The organism is Streptomyces sp. NBC_00637, assembly GCF_045161545.1.
In the GTDB taxonomy this organism is placed as follows: domain Bacteria; phylum Actinomycetota; class Actinomycetes; order Streptomycetales; family Streptomycetaceae; genus Streptomyces.
The window spans coordinates 7,947,154-7,961,899 of record NZ_CP109046.1 but is presented as its reverse complement, the minus strand read 5'-3'; the positions used below and the strand labels follow the sequence as shown (position 1 = coordinate 7,961,899).

Genomic DNA, 14,746 nt, shown 5'->3' with positions numbered 1-14,746 from the left:
GTCGGCGCTGCAACCCGACCGTCGGCGATCTCTCCCTCGCCTAGGAAGCCCTGGACCTGGCCGCCGAACCCGGACTGTGGGCGCCTCGGTCGTTCCCGATCACTCGGGCTCCAGCGACTGCTCCGCCCAGATCGTCTTGCCCCGGTCCGTCTGCCGGCTCCCCCAGCGCTGGGTGAGCTGTGCGACGAGCAGCAGGCCGCGCCCGCCCTCGTCGAAGGCGTGGGCGCGGCGCAGGTGGGGGGAGGTGGAGCTGCCGTCGGACACCTCGCAGATGAGGCTGCGGTCGCGGATCAGGCGGAGCCGGATGGGGGGTGCGCCGTAGCGGATGGCGTTGGTGACGAGTTCGCTGACCACGAGTTCGGTGACGAAGGCGGCCTCCTCCAGGCCCCACGCGGTGAGTTGCTCGGTCGCCGCCTGCCGGGCGGCAGCGACGTGGGCGGGGTCCGGCTCGATGTCCCAGGTGGCGACCTGGTCCGCGCCCAGCGCACGGGTGCGGGCGAGCAACAGGGCGACGTCGTCGCCGGGCTCTTCCGGCAGGACCGCCTTGAGCACGGTGTCGCAGAGGGCGTCGAGGGACGCGGCGGGCGCGGTCAGGGCGCTGCACAGCTCGCCGGTGGCGCGGTCGATGTCGCGGTCGCGGTCCTCGATCAGGCCGTCGGTGTAGAGGGCGACGACGGCGCCCTCCGGTAGTTCCAGTTCGACCGCCTCGAAGGGCAGTCCGCCGACCCCGAGCGGGGGCCCGGGGGTCATCCGGACCAGCTGTGCGGTGCCGTCGGGCAGGACGAGGGCGGGGGCCGGGTGCCCGGCGGCGGCGAGGGTGAGGCAGCGGCTGACGGGGTCGTAGACGGCGTAGAGGCAGGTGGCGCCGAGTTCCGCGACGTCCTCGCCGGCGTCGTCGTAGGCCGCGAGGTGGGTGACGAGGTCGTCGAGGTGGGTGAGGAGTTCGTCGGGCGGCAGATCCACGTCGGCGAGCGTGCGCACGGCCATGCAGAGCCGGCCCATGGTCGCCGTCGACGGGATACCGTGTCCGACGACGTCGCCGACGACGAGGGCGACCCGGCTGCCCGGGAGCGGGATGACGTCGAACCAGTCGCCGCCGATGCCGGCCGTGGAGCCGCTGGGCAGATAGCGGTGGGCGACCTCGACGGCCGCCTGTCCGGGCAGGCCCCGGGGCAGCAGGCTGTGCTGGAGGGCCAGCGCGGTGGTGCGTTCGCGGGCGAAGCGGCGGGCGTTGTCGATACAGACCGCGGCCCGGCTGGCGAGTTCCTCGGCGAAGACGGCGTCGTCGGCCTCGTAGTCGTCGACGTTGGCGATACGCACGCCGACCAGGACGCCGAGAGTGGTGCCGCGGGCCCGCAGGGGCACCGAGATCACCGAGTGGACGCCGCTGCGGTGACGGCTGCCCTCGGGGGCGCGCGCGTTGCGTTCGGCGAGCCACAGCATGAAGTCGGGCTCGCCCGCCTGGATGCGGACGGCGCGCCCCTCCCGCAGGGCGCGGGCGGGCGGGCTGAAGGGCGGGTGGACGTCGGTCTCGCCGAGGCGGACCGCGGCCTCGGGGGTGCCCTCGTGGGCCGACCCGTGGGCGACCCGGCGCAGCACGACCTCGCCCTCCCGGGCGGGCGGCGGCTCGTCGGCGCCGAGGACCCAGTCCAGCAGGTCGACGCTGACGAAGTCGGCGAACCGGGGGACGAGGAGGTCGACCACCTCCTCGGTGGTGCGCACCATGTCGAGGGTGGTGCCGATCGAGGCCGCGGCCTCGTTCAGCAGGGTCAGCCGCTGGCGGGCCAGGTACTGCTCGGTGCTGTCGAAGGAGGCCAGGGCGACTCCGACGACCTCGCCCGACGGCTCCCGCACGGGCCACATCTCGGTGGTCCACGCGTGCTCCCGGTTGAGGGAGGGGGCGCCGGTCCAGCTCTCGTAGCGGATCGGGCGGCCGGTCTCGGCGACATGGCGGAGGTGCCAGTCGAAGCCGAGGCTGTGCTCCTCCTCCTGGACGGTGTCCGGGAAGTGGCGGCTGAGCAGGGCCTCCTCGGGGACGCCCATGACCTTGCAGGCGACCTCGTTCAGACGCAGATAGCGCTGCCGGGGGTCGAAGACGGACATCGACATGGACGCCTGCTGGAAGGCCCGCTCCGCGAGGGTGGGTTCCGGGGCCGCGGACCGTTCGGCGGTGAGGGTCCAGCCGCAGGGCTCCCCGTCGGGGCCGAGCACCGGGCAGGCGGTGACGGTCAGGGTGACGGGCCGGCCGTCGCGGTGGCGTACGACGACGGGCCGGGTCCACGCCCGTCCCGGAACCCGGGTGAGCTCCTCGGCGAGCAGGCCGGTCACCGCCTGTCCCACGGCTTCCGCGGCCGCATGGCCCGTCAGCAGACGGGCACCCTCGCTCCAGCCCGTCACGATGCCGCGAGCATCGATGACCGCCGCAGCGACGACATGCTCCATGTCGTCCAGAATGGTCCCTTTGTCCCGGCGCCTCAACCGCGACGGGCCGGGCCGGGACGCACGGCGGCCCCGGCCGGCCCGGGTTCCCGGGCTCGCCGGGCTCCCGTGGCTGCCCGTCGGCGTCGCTCAGGCGCGGTGGGCGCGCAGTGCGGCGAGGGCCCGGTCGGCGTGGGTGTTCATCCTCAGCTCGCTGCGGACGACCTCCAGCACGGTGCGGTCCTGCGCGATGACGAAGGTGACCCGCTTGGTGGGGGCGAGGGAGAAGCCGCGCTTCACGCCGAACCGTTCCCGCACCGCTCCGTCGGCGTCGGACAGCAGCGGCATGCCGAGCGAGTGCCGTCCCGCGAACTCCTGCTGGCGGTCGACGGAGTCGCCGCTGACGCCCACCGGCCGGGCGCCCACGGCGGCGAACTCGGCCGCCAGGTCGCGGAAGTGGCAGGCCTCGGCGGTGCAGCCGGTGGTGAGGGCGGCGGGGTAGAAGAAGAGGACCACCGGCCCCTCGGCGAGCAGGCCGGTCAGGCTGCGCACCGTGCCGGTCTCGTCCGGCAGCGCGAAGTCCTCGACGAGGTCGCCGGTCTCCGGAGCCTTGGTCATGACCGTCCCCCCGTGATCTTCGCGGAGCCGGCACCGTCGGCGACGTTGCGGGCCCACAGGACGAGGGGCACCTGGAGGGGCAGCCGGGCCACGGCGGCGGTCTTGAGCGGGGTGGGCCGGTGCCGCCAGTCCCACGCCATCTTGACGTTGGCGGGGAAGACGCCGACGAAGAGTCCGGCGGCGGCCAGCGCCGCCGTCCTGCGGGTACGGGGCAGGGCCACTCCCGCCGCCAGAGCCAGCTCGGCGACACCGCTGGCGTACGTCCAGGCCCTGGGCGAGCCCGGGAGCGTGCGCGGGACGATCGCGTCGAACGGGCGCGGGACGGCGAAGTGGGCCACGCCCACGCCGGCCAGCAGGCCCGCCAGCAGCAGGGGTGAGCGTTCGGACCGGGGCACGGTTCCTCCTCTGATGACCTGGCGGCCGACATTACTGGAGGGTAGGCCGGCGTCCGGAGGCGGGGTCGCGAGCCGGGCCCCGGGGGCGGGCCTGCCGCCAACCCGACCGGGACGCACCGAGGTTGCCCACGGCGGGAGATAGCCTGCCGGGATGACCGTCTATCTGCTGTGGCACATCGGGCACCGCAACGAAGCCGGTGAAGGCGGGGCGACCCTGCACCTCGACGGCGAGACGGTGTATGTCGACGAGGAGGACGGCGACGACGCCAAGCTGCTCGGCGTGTACTCCTCGGCCGAGCGGGCGGCGGAGCGCAGGCGCCGGGCCCTGCTGCTGCCGGGTTTCGCCGACGAGCCGGACTGCTTCGTCATCGACGAGCACACCGTCGACGAGGACGAGTGGACCGGCGGTTTCGTGCGCGTCTAGGACAGGTCCCCGATGCTCCCGGGGTGCCGGCCCGGGGTGTACCCGTACGCCCTGCGGAAGACGTCGATGAAGGCGCTGGCGGAGGACCAGCCGCAGCGGTGGGCGACCGTCGTGACGGGCGTGCCGTCGGCCAGCAGGCGCAGGGCGTGGTACAGCCGGGACTGGGTGCGCCACTGGGGGAAGGTCATGCCGAACTCGCGGCGGAAGAGGCGACTGAGGGTGCGTTCGCCGCTGCCGGTGGCGGCACCGAGCGCGGCGAGGGTGCGCCGGTCGGACGGGTCGGCGTGGACGAGGGCGCAGACCTCGGCCAGCCGGGGGTCGGTCGGGGTCGGCAGCCGGGCCGGCTGCTGCGGGGAGGCGCGCAGCTGGTCGCGCAGCACGGCCAGCAGACGGGCGCGTTCGGGGCTCGTGTCGTCCGGGGCCCGGGTGTAGGCGAGGATCAGCTCCCGCAGCAGCGGGCCGACGGCGAGGACGGTCGGCACGTCCAGGCCGAGCGGGTTGTCGTCGGCGGGCAGGCCCACCAGATGCAGGTCGAGACGGCCGTATGCCCGGTGCGCGTGCACGGTTCCGGCAGGTACCCACAGCGCGCGGGTGCCGGGTGCGAACCAGGTGCCGGCGTCGGTCGTGACGGCCAGGACACCGGAACCCGCGTAGACGATCTGGTGGTCGTCGTGCCGGTGCGCGTCGATGCGCCCGCCCGCGGCCAGCGGCTGGAAGCGGGTGGGTGCGGTCGGCGTGTGGCGGATGTCCGGCACAACACGGCAGATTATCGGAAGCGCGACAGACCCGGCGGCCGTGACGATCGCAGCGTGCCGAGAAACCGAAACATCACCCTGATGTCCCTGGGCCACGCCTGCGTCGACGTGTACCAGGGAGCCGTGGCCGCGCTGGTGCCCTTCTTCGTCGCCGAGCGTGCCTGGTCGTACGCCGCCGCCTCGGGGATCGTGCTGGCGGCCTCCTTGCTGTCGTCGGTGGCGCAGCCGCTGTTCGGTGTGCTGACCGACCGGTGGGCGATGCCCTGGATGCTGCCGCTCGCGGCGGCGGCGTCCGGCGCGGGGATCGCCGTCAGCGGGATCGCCGGCTCGTACCCGCTCACGCTGGCGGCGGTGGCCGTGTCCGGGATCGGGGTCGCCGCCTACCACCCCGAGGCCGCGCGGGCGGCGCGGGCCGCCTCGGACGGTCGTCACTCGGCGATGGGCTGGTTCGCGCTCGGCGGCAACGTCGGCTTCGCGCTCGCTCCGCCGCTGGTCGCCGCCGTGGTCGCGACCTGGGGCCTGCGCGCCTCGCCGCTGCTGGGGGTGCCGGCCCTGGCGGGCGTGGCGCTGTGCGCGGCCGCCGTGCGCGCGGCGGCCGGCCGGGGCGGGTCCGTTCCGGTGCCGGCCGAGGGGGCGGGCCGGGACGACTGGCCGGCGTTCCTGCGCCTGTCGGGTGCCGTGGTGTGCCGCTCGGTCGTCTTCGTCGGGCTGAGCACGTTCGTCCCGCTGTACGTCCGGGAGCGCGCCGGAGGCGGGACGGCGGCGGGGACGGCCGCGCTGTTGGTGCTCTACGCGGGCGGCGCCGTGGGGACGGTGGCCGGGAGCCGGCTGGCCGGGCGTTGGGGGCGGCTGCGGGTCGTACGGCACTCGTACGCCGTGACGGTGCTCGCGGTGGCGGGCGTGATCGTGGTGCCGGGGCCGTCCCTGTACCTGTTCGTGGCGCTCGCCTCGGCCGGGCTGTACGTGCCGTTCTCGCTGCATGTGACGCTGGGCCAGGACTGTCTGCCCCGGCGCGTGGGCACCGCGAGCGGCGTCACCCTCGGACTGACGGTGAGCATCGGGGGCGCGACCGCGCCGGCCCTGGGCGCGCTCGCGGACGCCGCGTCCTTGCGGACGGCTCTGCTTCCCCTGCTGATACCGCCGGTGGTGGCCTGGTTCCTGCTGCGCGGGCTGCGCGAGCCGGCTCCCATCGCCGCCACCGCTCCGTCGGCGGTGGCCCGCTCACGCGTCTGAGGGGCACTCGTCCAGCGGTCAGGCGCGGGGGACCGCGGCGGGCTGCTCGGTGTCGTCGTCCACGGCGTAGGACAGGAAGTCGTCGACCATCCGGTGGAAGAGCGTGGCGAGCTGCCCCAGCTCGTCCGGCGACCAGTCGGCCAGCGCCAACTGCATCCCCCGGGCGCCCGCGTCCCGGACCCGGTCGACGGCCGCGCGGCCGGACTCGGTGAGCTGGATCCGCTGGGCCCGGCCGTCGTCGGGGTCGGGGACCCGGGTGACGTAACCGGACTTCTGGAGCTGCTGCACCGTGCGGGTCACATGGGAGGCCTCCACGCCCAGCCGCTGCGCCAGCTCCCCCGGCCGCAGCGGCTCGGAGTCGGCGACCTGCCGCAGCAGCGCCACGGCGGCGCGGTCCAGGGGGACGCCGGCCAGCGTCATCAGCCGGTCGTGCTGGCGGGCGCGGGTGCTCAGATAGGTGATGCGAGTGAGCGCCCGCTCGATCTCGATCACTTCCGGGGTCGCGACGGAGGGCAACGGGAGCGGTTCGGTGGACATGCGACCCACTTTACCATCTTGTTGCGTAACTCAAGTAATTTACCGCGCGCGTGGACGACGCCCACGGCGGACGGATGACGCCCGGACGGCACCTGGGCGACATCGGGATGATACGAGCTCACCCCCACCTCGCGGCAGCCCCGGCTCAGATCCGGCCCGCGCCGCGCTCCCCCCGCAGCAGCCACGCCAGGTACGCGCCGCCCGCCACGCCCGTCACCACGCCGACCGGCAGCAGCGCCGAGCCGGTGAGGCGCTGGGTGGCCAGGTCGGCGGCGGAGACCAGCAGGGCGCCGGTCCAGGCGGCGGGCAGCAGGTTCGGCCCCGAGGCGCGGGTGACCCTGCGCGCCAGCTGGGGGGCGGCCATCGCCACGAACGGGATCGGACCGGCCGCGGCGACCGCCATCGCGGTGAGCCCCGTACCGGCGCACAGCAGGACGAGCCGGCTGCGTTCGGGGGGCACGCCGAGCGCGGCCGCGGTGTCGTCACCCATCTCCAGGAGGGTCAGCCGCCGCGCGTACACCAGGACGAGCGGCACGAGCGGGACCAGGCCGAGGGCGGCGACGCGGACGTCGGTCCAGTCGCGCGCGTTGAGCGAGCCGATCATCCAGCTCGCCGCCTGCGCCGCCTTGCCGATGTCGGCGCGCACGTACAGGAAGCTGGTCGCCGAGCCGAGCACGGCGGAGGCGCCGATACCGACGAGGACGAGCCGGTAGCCGTGCACACCCCGCCGCCAGGCGAGGAGATAGACGGCCGCGGCGGTGGCGAGTCCGCCGCACACGGCACCGAGCGCCGTCTGCGGCCCGCCGGGGTCGAAGAGGATGATCGCGACGAGCGCGCCCGCCGAGGCGCCGTTGCCGAAGCCGATGACGTCCGGGCTGCCGAGGGGGTTGCGGGTGAGCGACTGGAAGACCGCTCCCGCCAGGCCCATCGCGAAGCCGACCAGAAGGGCCACCAGCGCCCGGGGCAGCCGCAGGTCGTTCACGATGAAGCCGGCGCCGGGCGGGCCGCCGCCCGCGAGGGTGTCGAGCACCTCCGCGGGGGTGAGCCGGTAGGTGCCCGTACCGAGGGCGAGCAATAGCGTGCCCGCGGCGAGCAGGGCGAGCACGGCGCAGGTCAGCAGCGTGCGGCCGGTGTAGCGCAGGGACCAGCGGCCGGTGCGCACCACGCCCGCGGTCCCGCGGTCTTCGAGCAGGGTCACAGCTGGGCCGCCTTCCGCCGCCGCACCAGGTGGATGAAGAGCAGACCGCCGAGGAAGGCGGTGACCGTGCCGACCTCGATCTCCGAGGGCGCCGCGACGATCCTGCCGAGCACGTCGGAGACGAGGAGCAGGACGGGCGCGTAGAGCGCGCAGTACGGCAGGAGCCACCGCGGGTCGGGGCCGCAGAAGGCGCGGGCCGCGTGCGGGATCATCAGTCCGACGAAACCGATCGGGCCGCACAGGGCGGTCGCGCCGCCGCAGAGCAGGGTGATGGCGACGAGGGAGAGCACGCGGGTGCGGCGCACCCGGGTGCCGAGGGCGCGGGCGTGGTCGTCACCGAGGGCGAGGGCGCCCAGCGGGCGGGCCAGGGCGAGCGCGAGGGCGGCTCCGGCCACGAGCAGCGGCAGCACGGTGAGCAGCAGGCCGGCGTCGCGTTTGGCGAGGGTGCCGACGGCCCAGTACCGCATCTCGTCCAGGGTGCCGAGATCCCACTGCTGGAGTCCGTTGACGTAGCCGAACAGGGCGGCGTTGACGGCGGTTCCGGCGAGGGCGAGGCGGACCGGGGTGGCGTACCGGCCGCCGCCGAGCGCCTGGACGGCGGTGGCGGCGAGGGCAGCGCCGGCGAGCGCGAACCACAGGTAGCCGGCGAACGAGGTGATGCCGAGCACGCTGATGGCGGTGACCACGGCGGCCGAGGCTCCCGCGTTGACGCCGAGGAGACCGGGGTCGGCGAGAGGGTTGCGGGTCAGGGTCTGCATGAGACCGCCGCCGAGACCCAGCGCCGCCCCGACGGCCACGCCGGTCAGCGTGCGCGGGAGCCGCAGGTCCCGCACGATCGCGTCGTTCTCGGTGCCGGTGGGGGCGAACAGAGCGGACCAGACCTGGTGCAGCGGTATCTGCCGGGTGCCCACGGCGAGCGAGAGCGCGGCCGCCGCGAGCAGCAGAGCCAGGCCCAGAAGGAGTCCCGCGGTGCGGACGGGTGGCCGTCTTCTTCCGGCGCGGGGGTGCGATCCATCGAACATGTGCTTAGCTTAGGCTAACCTAACAAGCGTTGTTGACGATTTCGTTGACCAGGTGCATTCCCATGCCCAACTACCCCTGAAAGCAAGCTTGTCGGCTTGCGGAAGGGGCGAACCTAGGGGGAAAGATGTCCGGAGGAACCCGATGATCCCGGGCCCACCACCCGCCCTGCGTCCCACCGCGGCGCCCGGGAGCGCCGGTGACTCCGTACGGCCGGCGCGTGTCACCGGTCCGCGGGTCGCGCGCCTCCTGGAGGACCTCGAACGCCTGGAACCCGCCGACGCCGCAGGGCGGGCCACGCTGACAGCCGCCTTCTGGAGCGAGGTCGAACGGCTCGGCACCCCGCTCGTGGAAGAGCTCGACGGGCGGCCCGCACACCGGGCGGTGACGTTCCTGTGGCGCGGGCACCGGACCACCCGTCAGGTGCTGCTGAACGCCAACCGCATCGTCGAGCGCGACCGGCTCGCCGAGGCGCTGCTGGAACGGGTGCCCGGTACCGACGTCTGGCACCTCGGTCTGCGGCTGCGGTCCGACCACCGGGGCTCCTACCGGATGGCGGCCGACGTCTCGGTCAAGGAACCGCCCACGGAGCCGGACCGGTTGCAGCAGCGGCTGCGGTCGCTGTCCGTGCACGCCGCCGCGGACCCGCTCAACCCGCGCCGGGTGCCGACCCGTTGGCACGGGGCGGACGGCTCGGTCTTCGCCCTGCCCGACGCGCCGTCCCGGCCCCGGGCCGAGGGACCGGGCGGCGGGCCGAAGGGGCGGGTGGAACGGCACCGGGTGAGCGCCCCGGCACTCGGCGGCGACCGTGACACCTGGGTGTATCTGCCGCCGGGGCACGACGGCGGGGACCGGCCGCCGCTGCCCGTCCTGGTGCTGTGCGACGGTGACATGTGGTTCGGCCGGCTCGGTCTCGGCCACACCCTCGACGCGCTCGTCGCCGACGGGATGCTGCCCCCGCTCGCCGCGCTCGCCCCGGACGCGGTGGACCGGGACACCCGCTGGCGCGAACTGGGCGCCCGCGAACCGTTCGTGACCTTCCTCGCGGACGACCTGCTGCCCTGGGCGGCGGGCCGCTGGCCGCTCACCACCGACCCGGCACGGACCGTCGTCGCGGGCCAGAGCCTGGGCGCGGTCACGGCACTGCACGCCGCATACCGGCGGCCGGAGCGTTTCGGCAACGTCCTCGCCCAGTCCACCTCCCTGTGGTGGCGGCCCGGCCTGCCGCCGCCCCGGGGCCCCAAACCCCCGGTGTCCGGCGTGCCCTGGCTGGTCTCGCGCTACGCCGCCTCGGGTCCGCGGTCGGTCGCCGTCCACCTGGACGTCGGTCTGCACGAAGGCCCCATGGTCGACCACAGCCGCGCCCTGTACCGGACGCTGCGCCGGGCCGGCCACCGCGTCTCCTACGCCGAGTACAACGGCGGCCACGACTACGCCTGTTGGCACGGCGCGCTGGCCGACAGCCTGGTGCGGCTGCTCGGCGCCTGACCTCTTCCCGCTCTCCCCCTCGTCCCCCCTCTTCTTCAAGGAGCCCTTCCGATGTCCTCTGCACGTACCTCCCGCCGGGCGGTCCTGAGGTCCGCCGCCGTCGCGACGGGAGTCCTCCTCCTGTCCGGCTGCGGTGACGACGGGCAGGACGCGAAATCCGGCGACGCGGCGGCGGGCACCCGTACCCTCACCGACGCGACCGGCCGCACGGTCCGGGTGCCGACCGCCCCGGCCAAGGTCGTCGCCCTCAGCGAGCCCACCCTGGACGCGGCGCTGGCCCTCGGCGTCACGCCGGTCGGTGCCACGGCCGGACGCGGACAGCGGGACGTATCCACCTACCTCGCCGACAAGGCGGGCAAGGCGCAGGTGGTCGCCACCGTCGCCGAGGCCGACATGGAGAAGGTGGCCGCGCTGCGGCCCGACCTGATCCTGCTCGACGAGACGACGGCCGTGAAGAGCGAGGTCGCCGAACTCCAGGCGATCGCCCCGACCGTGGTCACCGCACGACTCGACGAGGACTGGAGGAAGGCGTTCACCGCGACCGCCGACGCCCTCGACAAGAAGGCCGACGCCGAGCGGATCCTCACCGGCTTCGACGCCGACGTGGCCGCCGCCAAGGCGAAACTCGGCACGAACGCGGGCGCGGTCGTCAGCGTGGTCCGCTGGCAGAACGGTGCGCCCTCCGTGGTGGGCAAGGGCGTCGGCCACGTGGGGTCCACCCTGACCTCCCTGGGACTCGCGCGCCCGGCGGACCAGCAGGGCGCGAGCGCCGGGCACAGCGAGCCGGTCAGCCTGGAGAAACTGTCCACCGTCGACGGGGACTGGCTGTTCTTCGGCACCCTCGGAGACCGGGCGGACGGCGAGAAGGCGTACGCCGAGGCGAAGAAGGTGCCCAACTTCGGCCGGCTGAAGGCCGAACAGGCCGGCCGGGTCGTCGTCGTCCAGGGCTCGGCGTGGAACAGTGCGGGCGGCCCGCTGGCGGCCGGGATCGTCCTGGACGACCTGACCAAGGCGCTCATCCCGTGAGCCACGGGCTGGACGGCCGGTTCGCCCTGGTGACGGGCGCCGGCCGCGGCATCGGGGCCGCCGTGGCCACCGCCCTCGTCGAGGAGGGCGCCCGGGTGCTGGCCACCGACCTCGACCCGGCCGGGGTGCGCTCGCTCGCGGCGCGATACCCGGGCCGGCTGACCGCCCAGGCACTGGACGTCACCGACGCGGCCGCGGTGGAGTCCCTGTTCGACACCGCGGAGCGGGAGGCCGGGCCGGTGGACATCGTCGTCAACGTGGCCGGGATCCTGCGCAGTTCGGAGGTCGTGGAGCTGACCGACGAGGACTGGGCGGCGACCTTCGCGGTCAACACGGACGGTGTCTTCCACGTCTCGCGCGCGGCCGCCCGCCGGATGACCGAACGCGGCGCGGGCAGCATCGTGACCGTCGCCTCCAACGCGGCCGGCGTCCCCCGCGCGGGCATGGCCGCCTACGCCGCCTCCAAGGCCGCCGCCGTCATGTTCACCAAATGTCTCGGCCTGGAGGTGGCCGCGCGGGGCGTGCGCTGCAACACGGTCTCCCCCGGCTCGACCCTCACCGACATGCAGCGCGCCCTGTGGAACGGCGACGCCGAGGCCGCGGCCCGGCGCGTCGTCGAGGGCGACCTCGCCACCCACCGCACCGGCATCCCGCTGGGCCGCATCGCCGAACCGTCCGACGTCGCCGACGCCGTCGTGTTCCTGGTCTCCGACCGCGCCCGGCACATCACCATGCACGACCTGTACGTGGACGGCGGCGCCACCCTCCGGGCCTGACCCCGCCCACACGTCCCCCACTGGAGACACACCATGTCTGCCTCACTGCGTGACCATCCCGCTCCCGCTCTCCTGTCCCCCGGCGCGGCCACGGCCCTCCTGGAGGCCTACCGGCCCGCCACCGACCGCTTCCTCGCCTCGCCCCGGCACACCCTGCTGGGCCGTGGCAGCGCCGCCGCGATACCCCACGGCACGAGCCCGCTCGCGCACCGCGTCCGGGACGTCCTCGACGCGCTGCGCCGGCCGGACGCCCCGCCGCCGGTCGTCATGGGGTCGCTGCCCTTCGCCCCCGACGCCCCGCCCGCCCTCGCGGTGCCGGACATGGTGCACTGGGCGCCGCCGCTGCGGGAGGACCCGCTGGTCGCCCTGCCCGTCCCCCGCGACGAACGGCGGCCGGACTGGCGGGTGCGGGAGGTGCCCTCGCCCGAGCGGTACGGCGAGGCGGTCGCCACGGCCGTGGCCCGGATGCGGGCCGGGGAGTTCGACAAGGTCGTCCTCGCCCGCACCCTGGAACTGGCCTCCTCGCGGGAGCCGGACCTGCCGGCCATGCTGCGCAGGCTCGCCCGGCGCGACCCCGACGGCTACGCCTTCGCCGTGCCGAGCGGCCCCGGCCGCACCCTCGTCGGCGCCAGCCCCGAACTCCTCGTCTCCCGCCGGGCCGGCCTGCTGACCGCCAACCCCCTCGCGGGGAGCACGCCACGCAGCGCCGACCTCGCCGAGGACGTACGCCGGGCGGCGGCGCTCCTGGAGTCCCCCAAGGACCTGCACGAGCACGCCGTCGTCGTGACCGCCGTACGGGAGGCGCTCGCGCCGTTCTGCACCCGCCTGGAGGTGCCGGCCCGCCCCACGCTGGTGCGCACCGCCGCCTTGTGGCACCTGTCGACGACGGTCACCGGGGAGCTCCGCGACCCGGACGTGACCGCGCTGGACCTGGCGTCGGAGCTGCACCCCACGCCCGCCGTGTGCGGTACGCCGACGGACGTGGCCCGTGCCGTGATCGCCGCGTCCGAGCCGTTCGACCGGGGCCCGTACACGGGCATGGTCGGCTGGCAGGACGCGGACGGCGACGGCGAGTGGGTCGTGACGATCCGCTGCGCCGAGGCCGAGGGCCGCACGCTGCGGCTGTTCGCGGGCGCCGGGGTCGTCGCCGAGTCGACGCCGGAGGCCGAGACGGCGGAGACCGCCGCCAAGTTCCGCACGTTCCTGCACGCCGTGGGGGCCGACCTGTGACCCTCACCCCGGGCGCGGACGCCCCCACCTGGCCCGAGGAGTTCGCGGCCCGCTACCGGGCCGCGGGCCACTGGCGGGGCGAGACCTTCGGCGGCGTGCTGCGCGCCCGGGCCGCCGAACACCCCGACCGCGTCGCCCTGGTCGACCCCGCGCCGGAGCGTCGGACCTGGACGTACCGGGAGCTCGACGAGCGGGCCGACCGGCTGGCCGCCGGGTTCGCGGCACGCGGGATCGGCCGCGGCGACCGGGTCGTCGTACAGCTGCCGAACGTCGGCGAGTTCGTCGAGGTGGTGTTCGCGCTGTTCCGGCTCGGCGCGCTGCCGGTGTACGCGCTGCCCGCGCACCGGTACACGGAGATCTCGTACTTCTGCTCCTTCACCGAGGCCGTCGCGTACGTCGTCCCCGACAGCCATGCCGGCTTCGACCACCGGGAGCTCGCCTCCCGGGTGCGCGAGTCGGCCCCGGCGCTGCGGCACGTGTTCGTGGTGGGGGAACCGGGTGCGCACACCCCGCTGTCCGAGGTGCCGTGCGCGCCGCACGGCCGGCCGGCCGGACCCCGGCCGCACGAGCTGGCGTTCCTCCAGCTCTCCGGCGGCACGACGGGCGTGCCGAAGCTCATCCCCCGCACCCACGACGACTACCTGTACTCGATCCGGGGGTCGAACGAGATCTGCGGCGTGGACGCGGACACCCGCTTCCTCGTCGCGCTTCCGGCGGCGCACAACTTCCCGATGAGCTCGCCCGGTTGGCTGGGGGTGCTGTACGCCGGGGGTACGACGGTGCTGTGCCCGAAGCCCGATCCGGCGACCGCGTTCCCGCTGGTCGAACGGGAGCGGATCACCATGACGGGTCTGGTGCCGCCGCTGGCGCTGGTGTGGACGGAGGCCGCGGCCGCGGGCAGGCACGACCTGTCCAGCCTGGAGCTGACGCTGGTGGGCGGCGCGAAGTACAGCGCCGAGGCGGCCCGCCGTCTCGAACCCGCCCTGGGGTGCCGGCTGATGCAGGTCTTCGGGATGGCCGAGGGGCTCGTCAACTACACACGGCTGGACGACGATCCGGAGACGGTCGTCACCACCCAGGGCCGCCCGATCTCCGCCGACGACGAGGTCCGGATCGTCGACGACGCCGGACACGACGTGCCCGAGGGCGGGTTCGGGCAGTTGCTGACCCGCGGCCCGTACACGATCCGCGGCTACTGGAAGGCGCCGGAACACAACGCGAGGGCCTTCACCGAGGACGGGTTCTACCGCACGGGCGACATCGTGCGCCGTACACCGAGCGGTCATCTCGTCGTCGAGGGACGGGCGAAGGACCAGATCAACCGGGGCGGCGAGAAGATCGCGCCGGAGGAGATCGAGAACATCCTCCTCGCCCATCCGTCGGTGCACGACGTATCCGTGGTCTCCGCCCCCGACCCGTATCTGGGCGAACGCTCCCTCGCCTACGTGATCCTGCGCGAGGGCGCCGAACCGCTGAGGCCGGCCGCCGTGAAGCGGTTCGTGCGCGAGCGCGGTGTCGCCGCCTACAAGGTTCCCGACCTCGTCGAGTTCGTCGACGCCTTTCCCCACACGGGCGTCGGCAAGGTCAACAAGAAGCAGCTGCGGTCGTCCGCCGAGCAGCACTGAAAG

The 14,746-nt window shown here is 74.6% G+C and carries 14 protein-coding genes; 7 read left to right on the top strand and 7 right to left on the bottom strand.

Annotated features, from left to right (window positions below):
* Positions 1–99: 99 nt before the first annotated feature.
* From OG440_RS35190 to OG440_RS35180, 3 genes are all read right to left on the bottom strand, one after another.
* A complete protein-coding gene (locus OG440_RS35190) occupies positions 100–2,442 on the bottom strand; it encodes a SpoIIE family protein phosphatase (protein WP_406010798.1) in 2,343 nt (780 codons plus the stop codon).
* A 126-nt stretch (positions 2,443–2,568) separates the two neighbouring features.
* A complete protein-coding gene (locus tag OG440_RS35185; protein ID WP_406010797.1) occupies positions 2,569–3,036 on the bottom strand; it encodes a peroxiredoxin in 468 nt (155 codons plus the stop codon).
* On the bottom strand, positions 3,033–3,431 hold the full coding sequence (locus OG440_RS35180) for a hypothetical protein (protein ID WP_406010796.1): 399 nt from the start codon (positions 3,429–3,431) through the stop codon (positions 3,033–3,035). Before OG440_RS35180 ends, OG440_RS35185 begins: the two co-directional genes overlap by 4 nt.
* A gap of 151 nt (positions 3,432–3,582) precedes the next feature.
* On the opposite strand from OG440_RS35180, the gene OG440_RS35175 reads away from it, so the two are divergent.
* Positions 3,583–3,855 (top strand): hypothetical protein, encoded by a 273-nt coding sequence (locus OG440_RS35175; RefSeq protein ID WP_406010795.1) that lies wholly within the window; start codon positions 3,583–3,585, stop codon positions 3,853–3,855.
* Here the strand turns inward: OG440_RS35175 and OG440_RS35170 are convergent.
* Positions 3,852–4,610, bottom strand: coding sequence for an AraC family transcriptional regulator (locus tag OG440_RS35170; RefSeq protein ID WP_406010794.1), 759 nt, complete (start codon positions 4,608–4,610; stop codon positions 3,852–3,854). The genes OG440_RS35175 and OG440_RS35170 overlap by 4 nt on opposite strands.
* Positions 4,611–4,691: 81 nt before the next feature.
* Here OG440_RS35170 and OG440_RS35165 point away from each other — a divergent pair, with 81 nt between their 5' ends.
* Positions 4,692–5,843 (top strand): MFS transporter, encoded by a 1,152-nt coding sequence (locus OG440_RS35165; protein WP_406011548.1) that lies wholly within the window; start codon positions 4,692–4,694, stop codon positions 5,841–5,843.
* A gap of 18 nt (positions 5,844–5,861) precedes the next feature.
* Here OG440_RS35165 and OG440_RS35160 read toward each other — a convergent pair whose 3' ends face one another.
* The 3 genes from OG440_RS35160 to OG440_RS35150 all read right to left on the bottom strand — a co-directional run bounded on the left by OG440_RS35160 (position 5,862) and on the right by OG440_RS35150 (position 8,600).
* Entirely contained in the window at positions 5,862–6,380 is a 519-nt protein-coding gene (locus OG440_RS35160; protein WP_406010793.1) for a MarR family winged helix-turn-helix transcriptional regulator, read from the bottom strand.
* 145 nt (positions 6,381–6,525) lie between these two features.
* Positions 6,526–7,578: a FecCD family ABC transporter permease gene (locus OG440_RS35155; protein ID WP_406010792.1), complete on the bottom strand. Its 1,053-nt coding sequence runs from the start codon at positions 7,576–7,578 to the stop codon at positions 6,526–6,528.
* Positions 7,575–8,600: a FecCD family ABC transporter permease gene (locus OG440_RS35150; RefSeq protein ID WP_406010791.1), complete on the bottom strand. Its 1,026-nt coding sequence runs from the start codon at positions 8,598–8,600 to the stop codon at positions 7,575–7,577. Before OG440_RS35150 ends, OG440_RS35155 begins: the two co-directional genes overlap by 4 nt.
* A 142-nt stretch (positions 8,601–8,742) precedes the next feature.
* On the opposite strand from OG440_RS35150, the gene fes reads away from it, so the two are divergent.
* Genes fes through OG440_RS35125 form a run of 5 tightly spaced genes read left to right on the top strand, consistent with a single transcriptional unit; the run spans position 8,743 to position 14,743 of the window.
* On the top strand, positions 8,743–10,086 hold the full coding sequence (gene fes / locus OG440_RS35145) for an enterochelin esterase (protein WP_406010790.1): 1,344 nt from the start codon (positions 8,743–8,745) through the stop codon (positions 10,084–10,086).
* 51 nt (positions 10,087–10,137) lie between these two features.
* The gene (locus OG440_RS35140) at positions 10,138–11,112 is read left to right on the top strand and encodes an ABC transporter substrate-binding protein (protein WP_406010789.1); all 975 of its coding nucleotides are present in this window, start codon (positions 10,138–10,140) and stop codon (positions 11,110–11,112) included.
* Entirely contained in the window at positions 11,109–11,888 is a 780-nt protein-coding gene (locus OG440_RS35135; protein ID WP_406010788.1) for a 2,3-dihydro-2,3-dihydroxybenzoate dehydrogenase, read from the top strand. The genes OG440_RS35140 and OG440_RS35135 overlap by 4 nt, the downstream gene beginning before the upstream one ends.
* A 33-nt stretch (positions 11,889–11,921) precedes the next feature.
* Entirely contained in the window at positions 11,922–13,118 is a 1,197-nt protein-coding gene (locus OG440_RS35130) for an isochorismate synthase (protein WP_406010787.1), read from the top strand.
* Positions 13,115–14,743: a (2,3-dihydroxybenzoyl)adenylate synthase gene (locus tag OG440_RS35125; protein WP_406010786.1), complete on the top strand. Its 1,629-nt coding sequence runs from the start codon at positions 13,115–13,117 to the stop codon at positions 14,741–14,743. The genes OG440_RS35130 and OG440_RS35125 overlap by 4 nt, the downstream gene beginning before the upstream one ends.
* Positions 14,744–14,746: the final 3 nt, after the last annotated feature.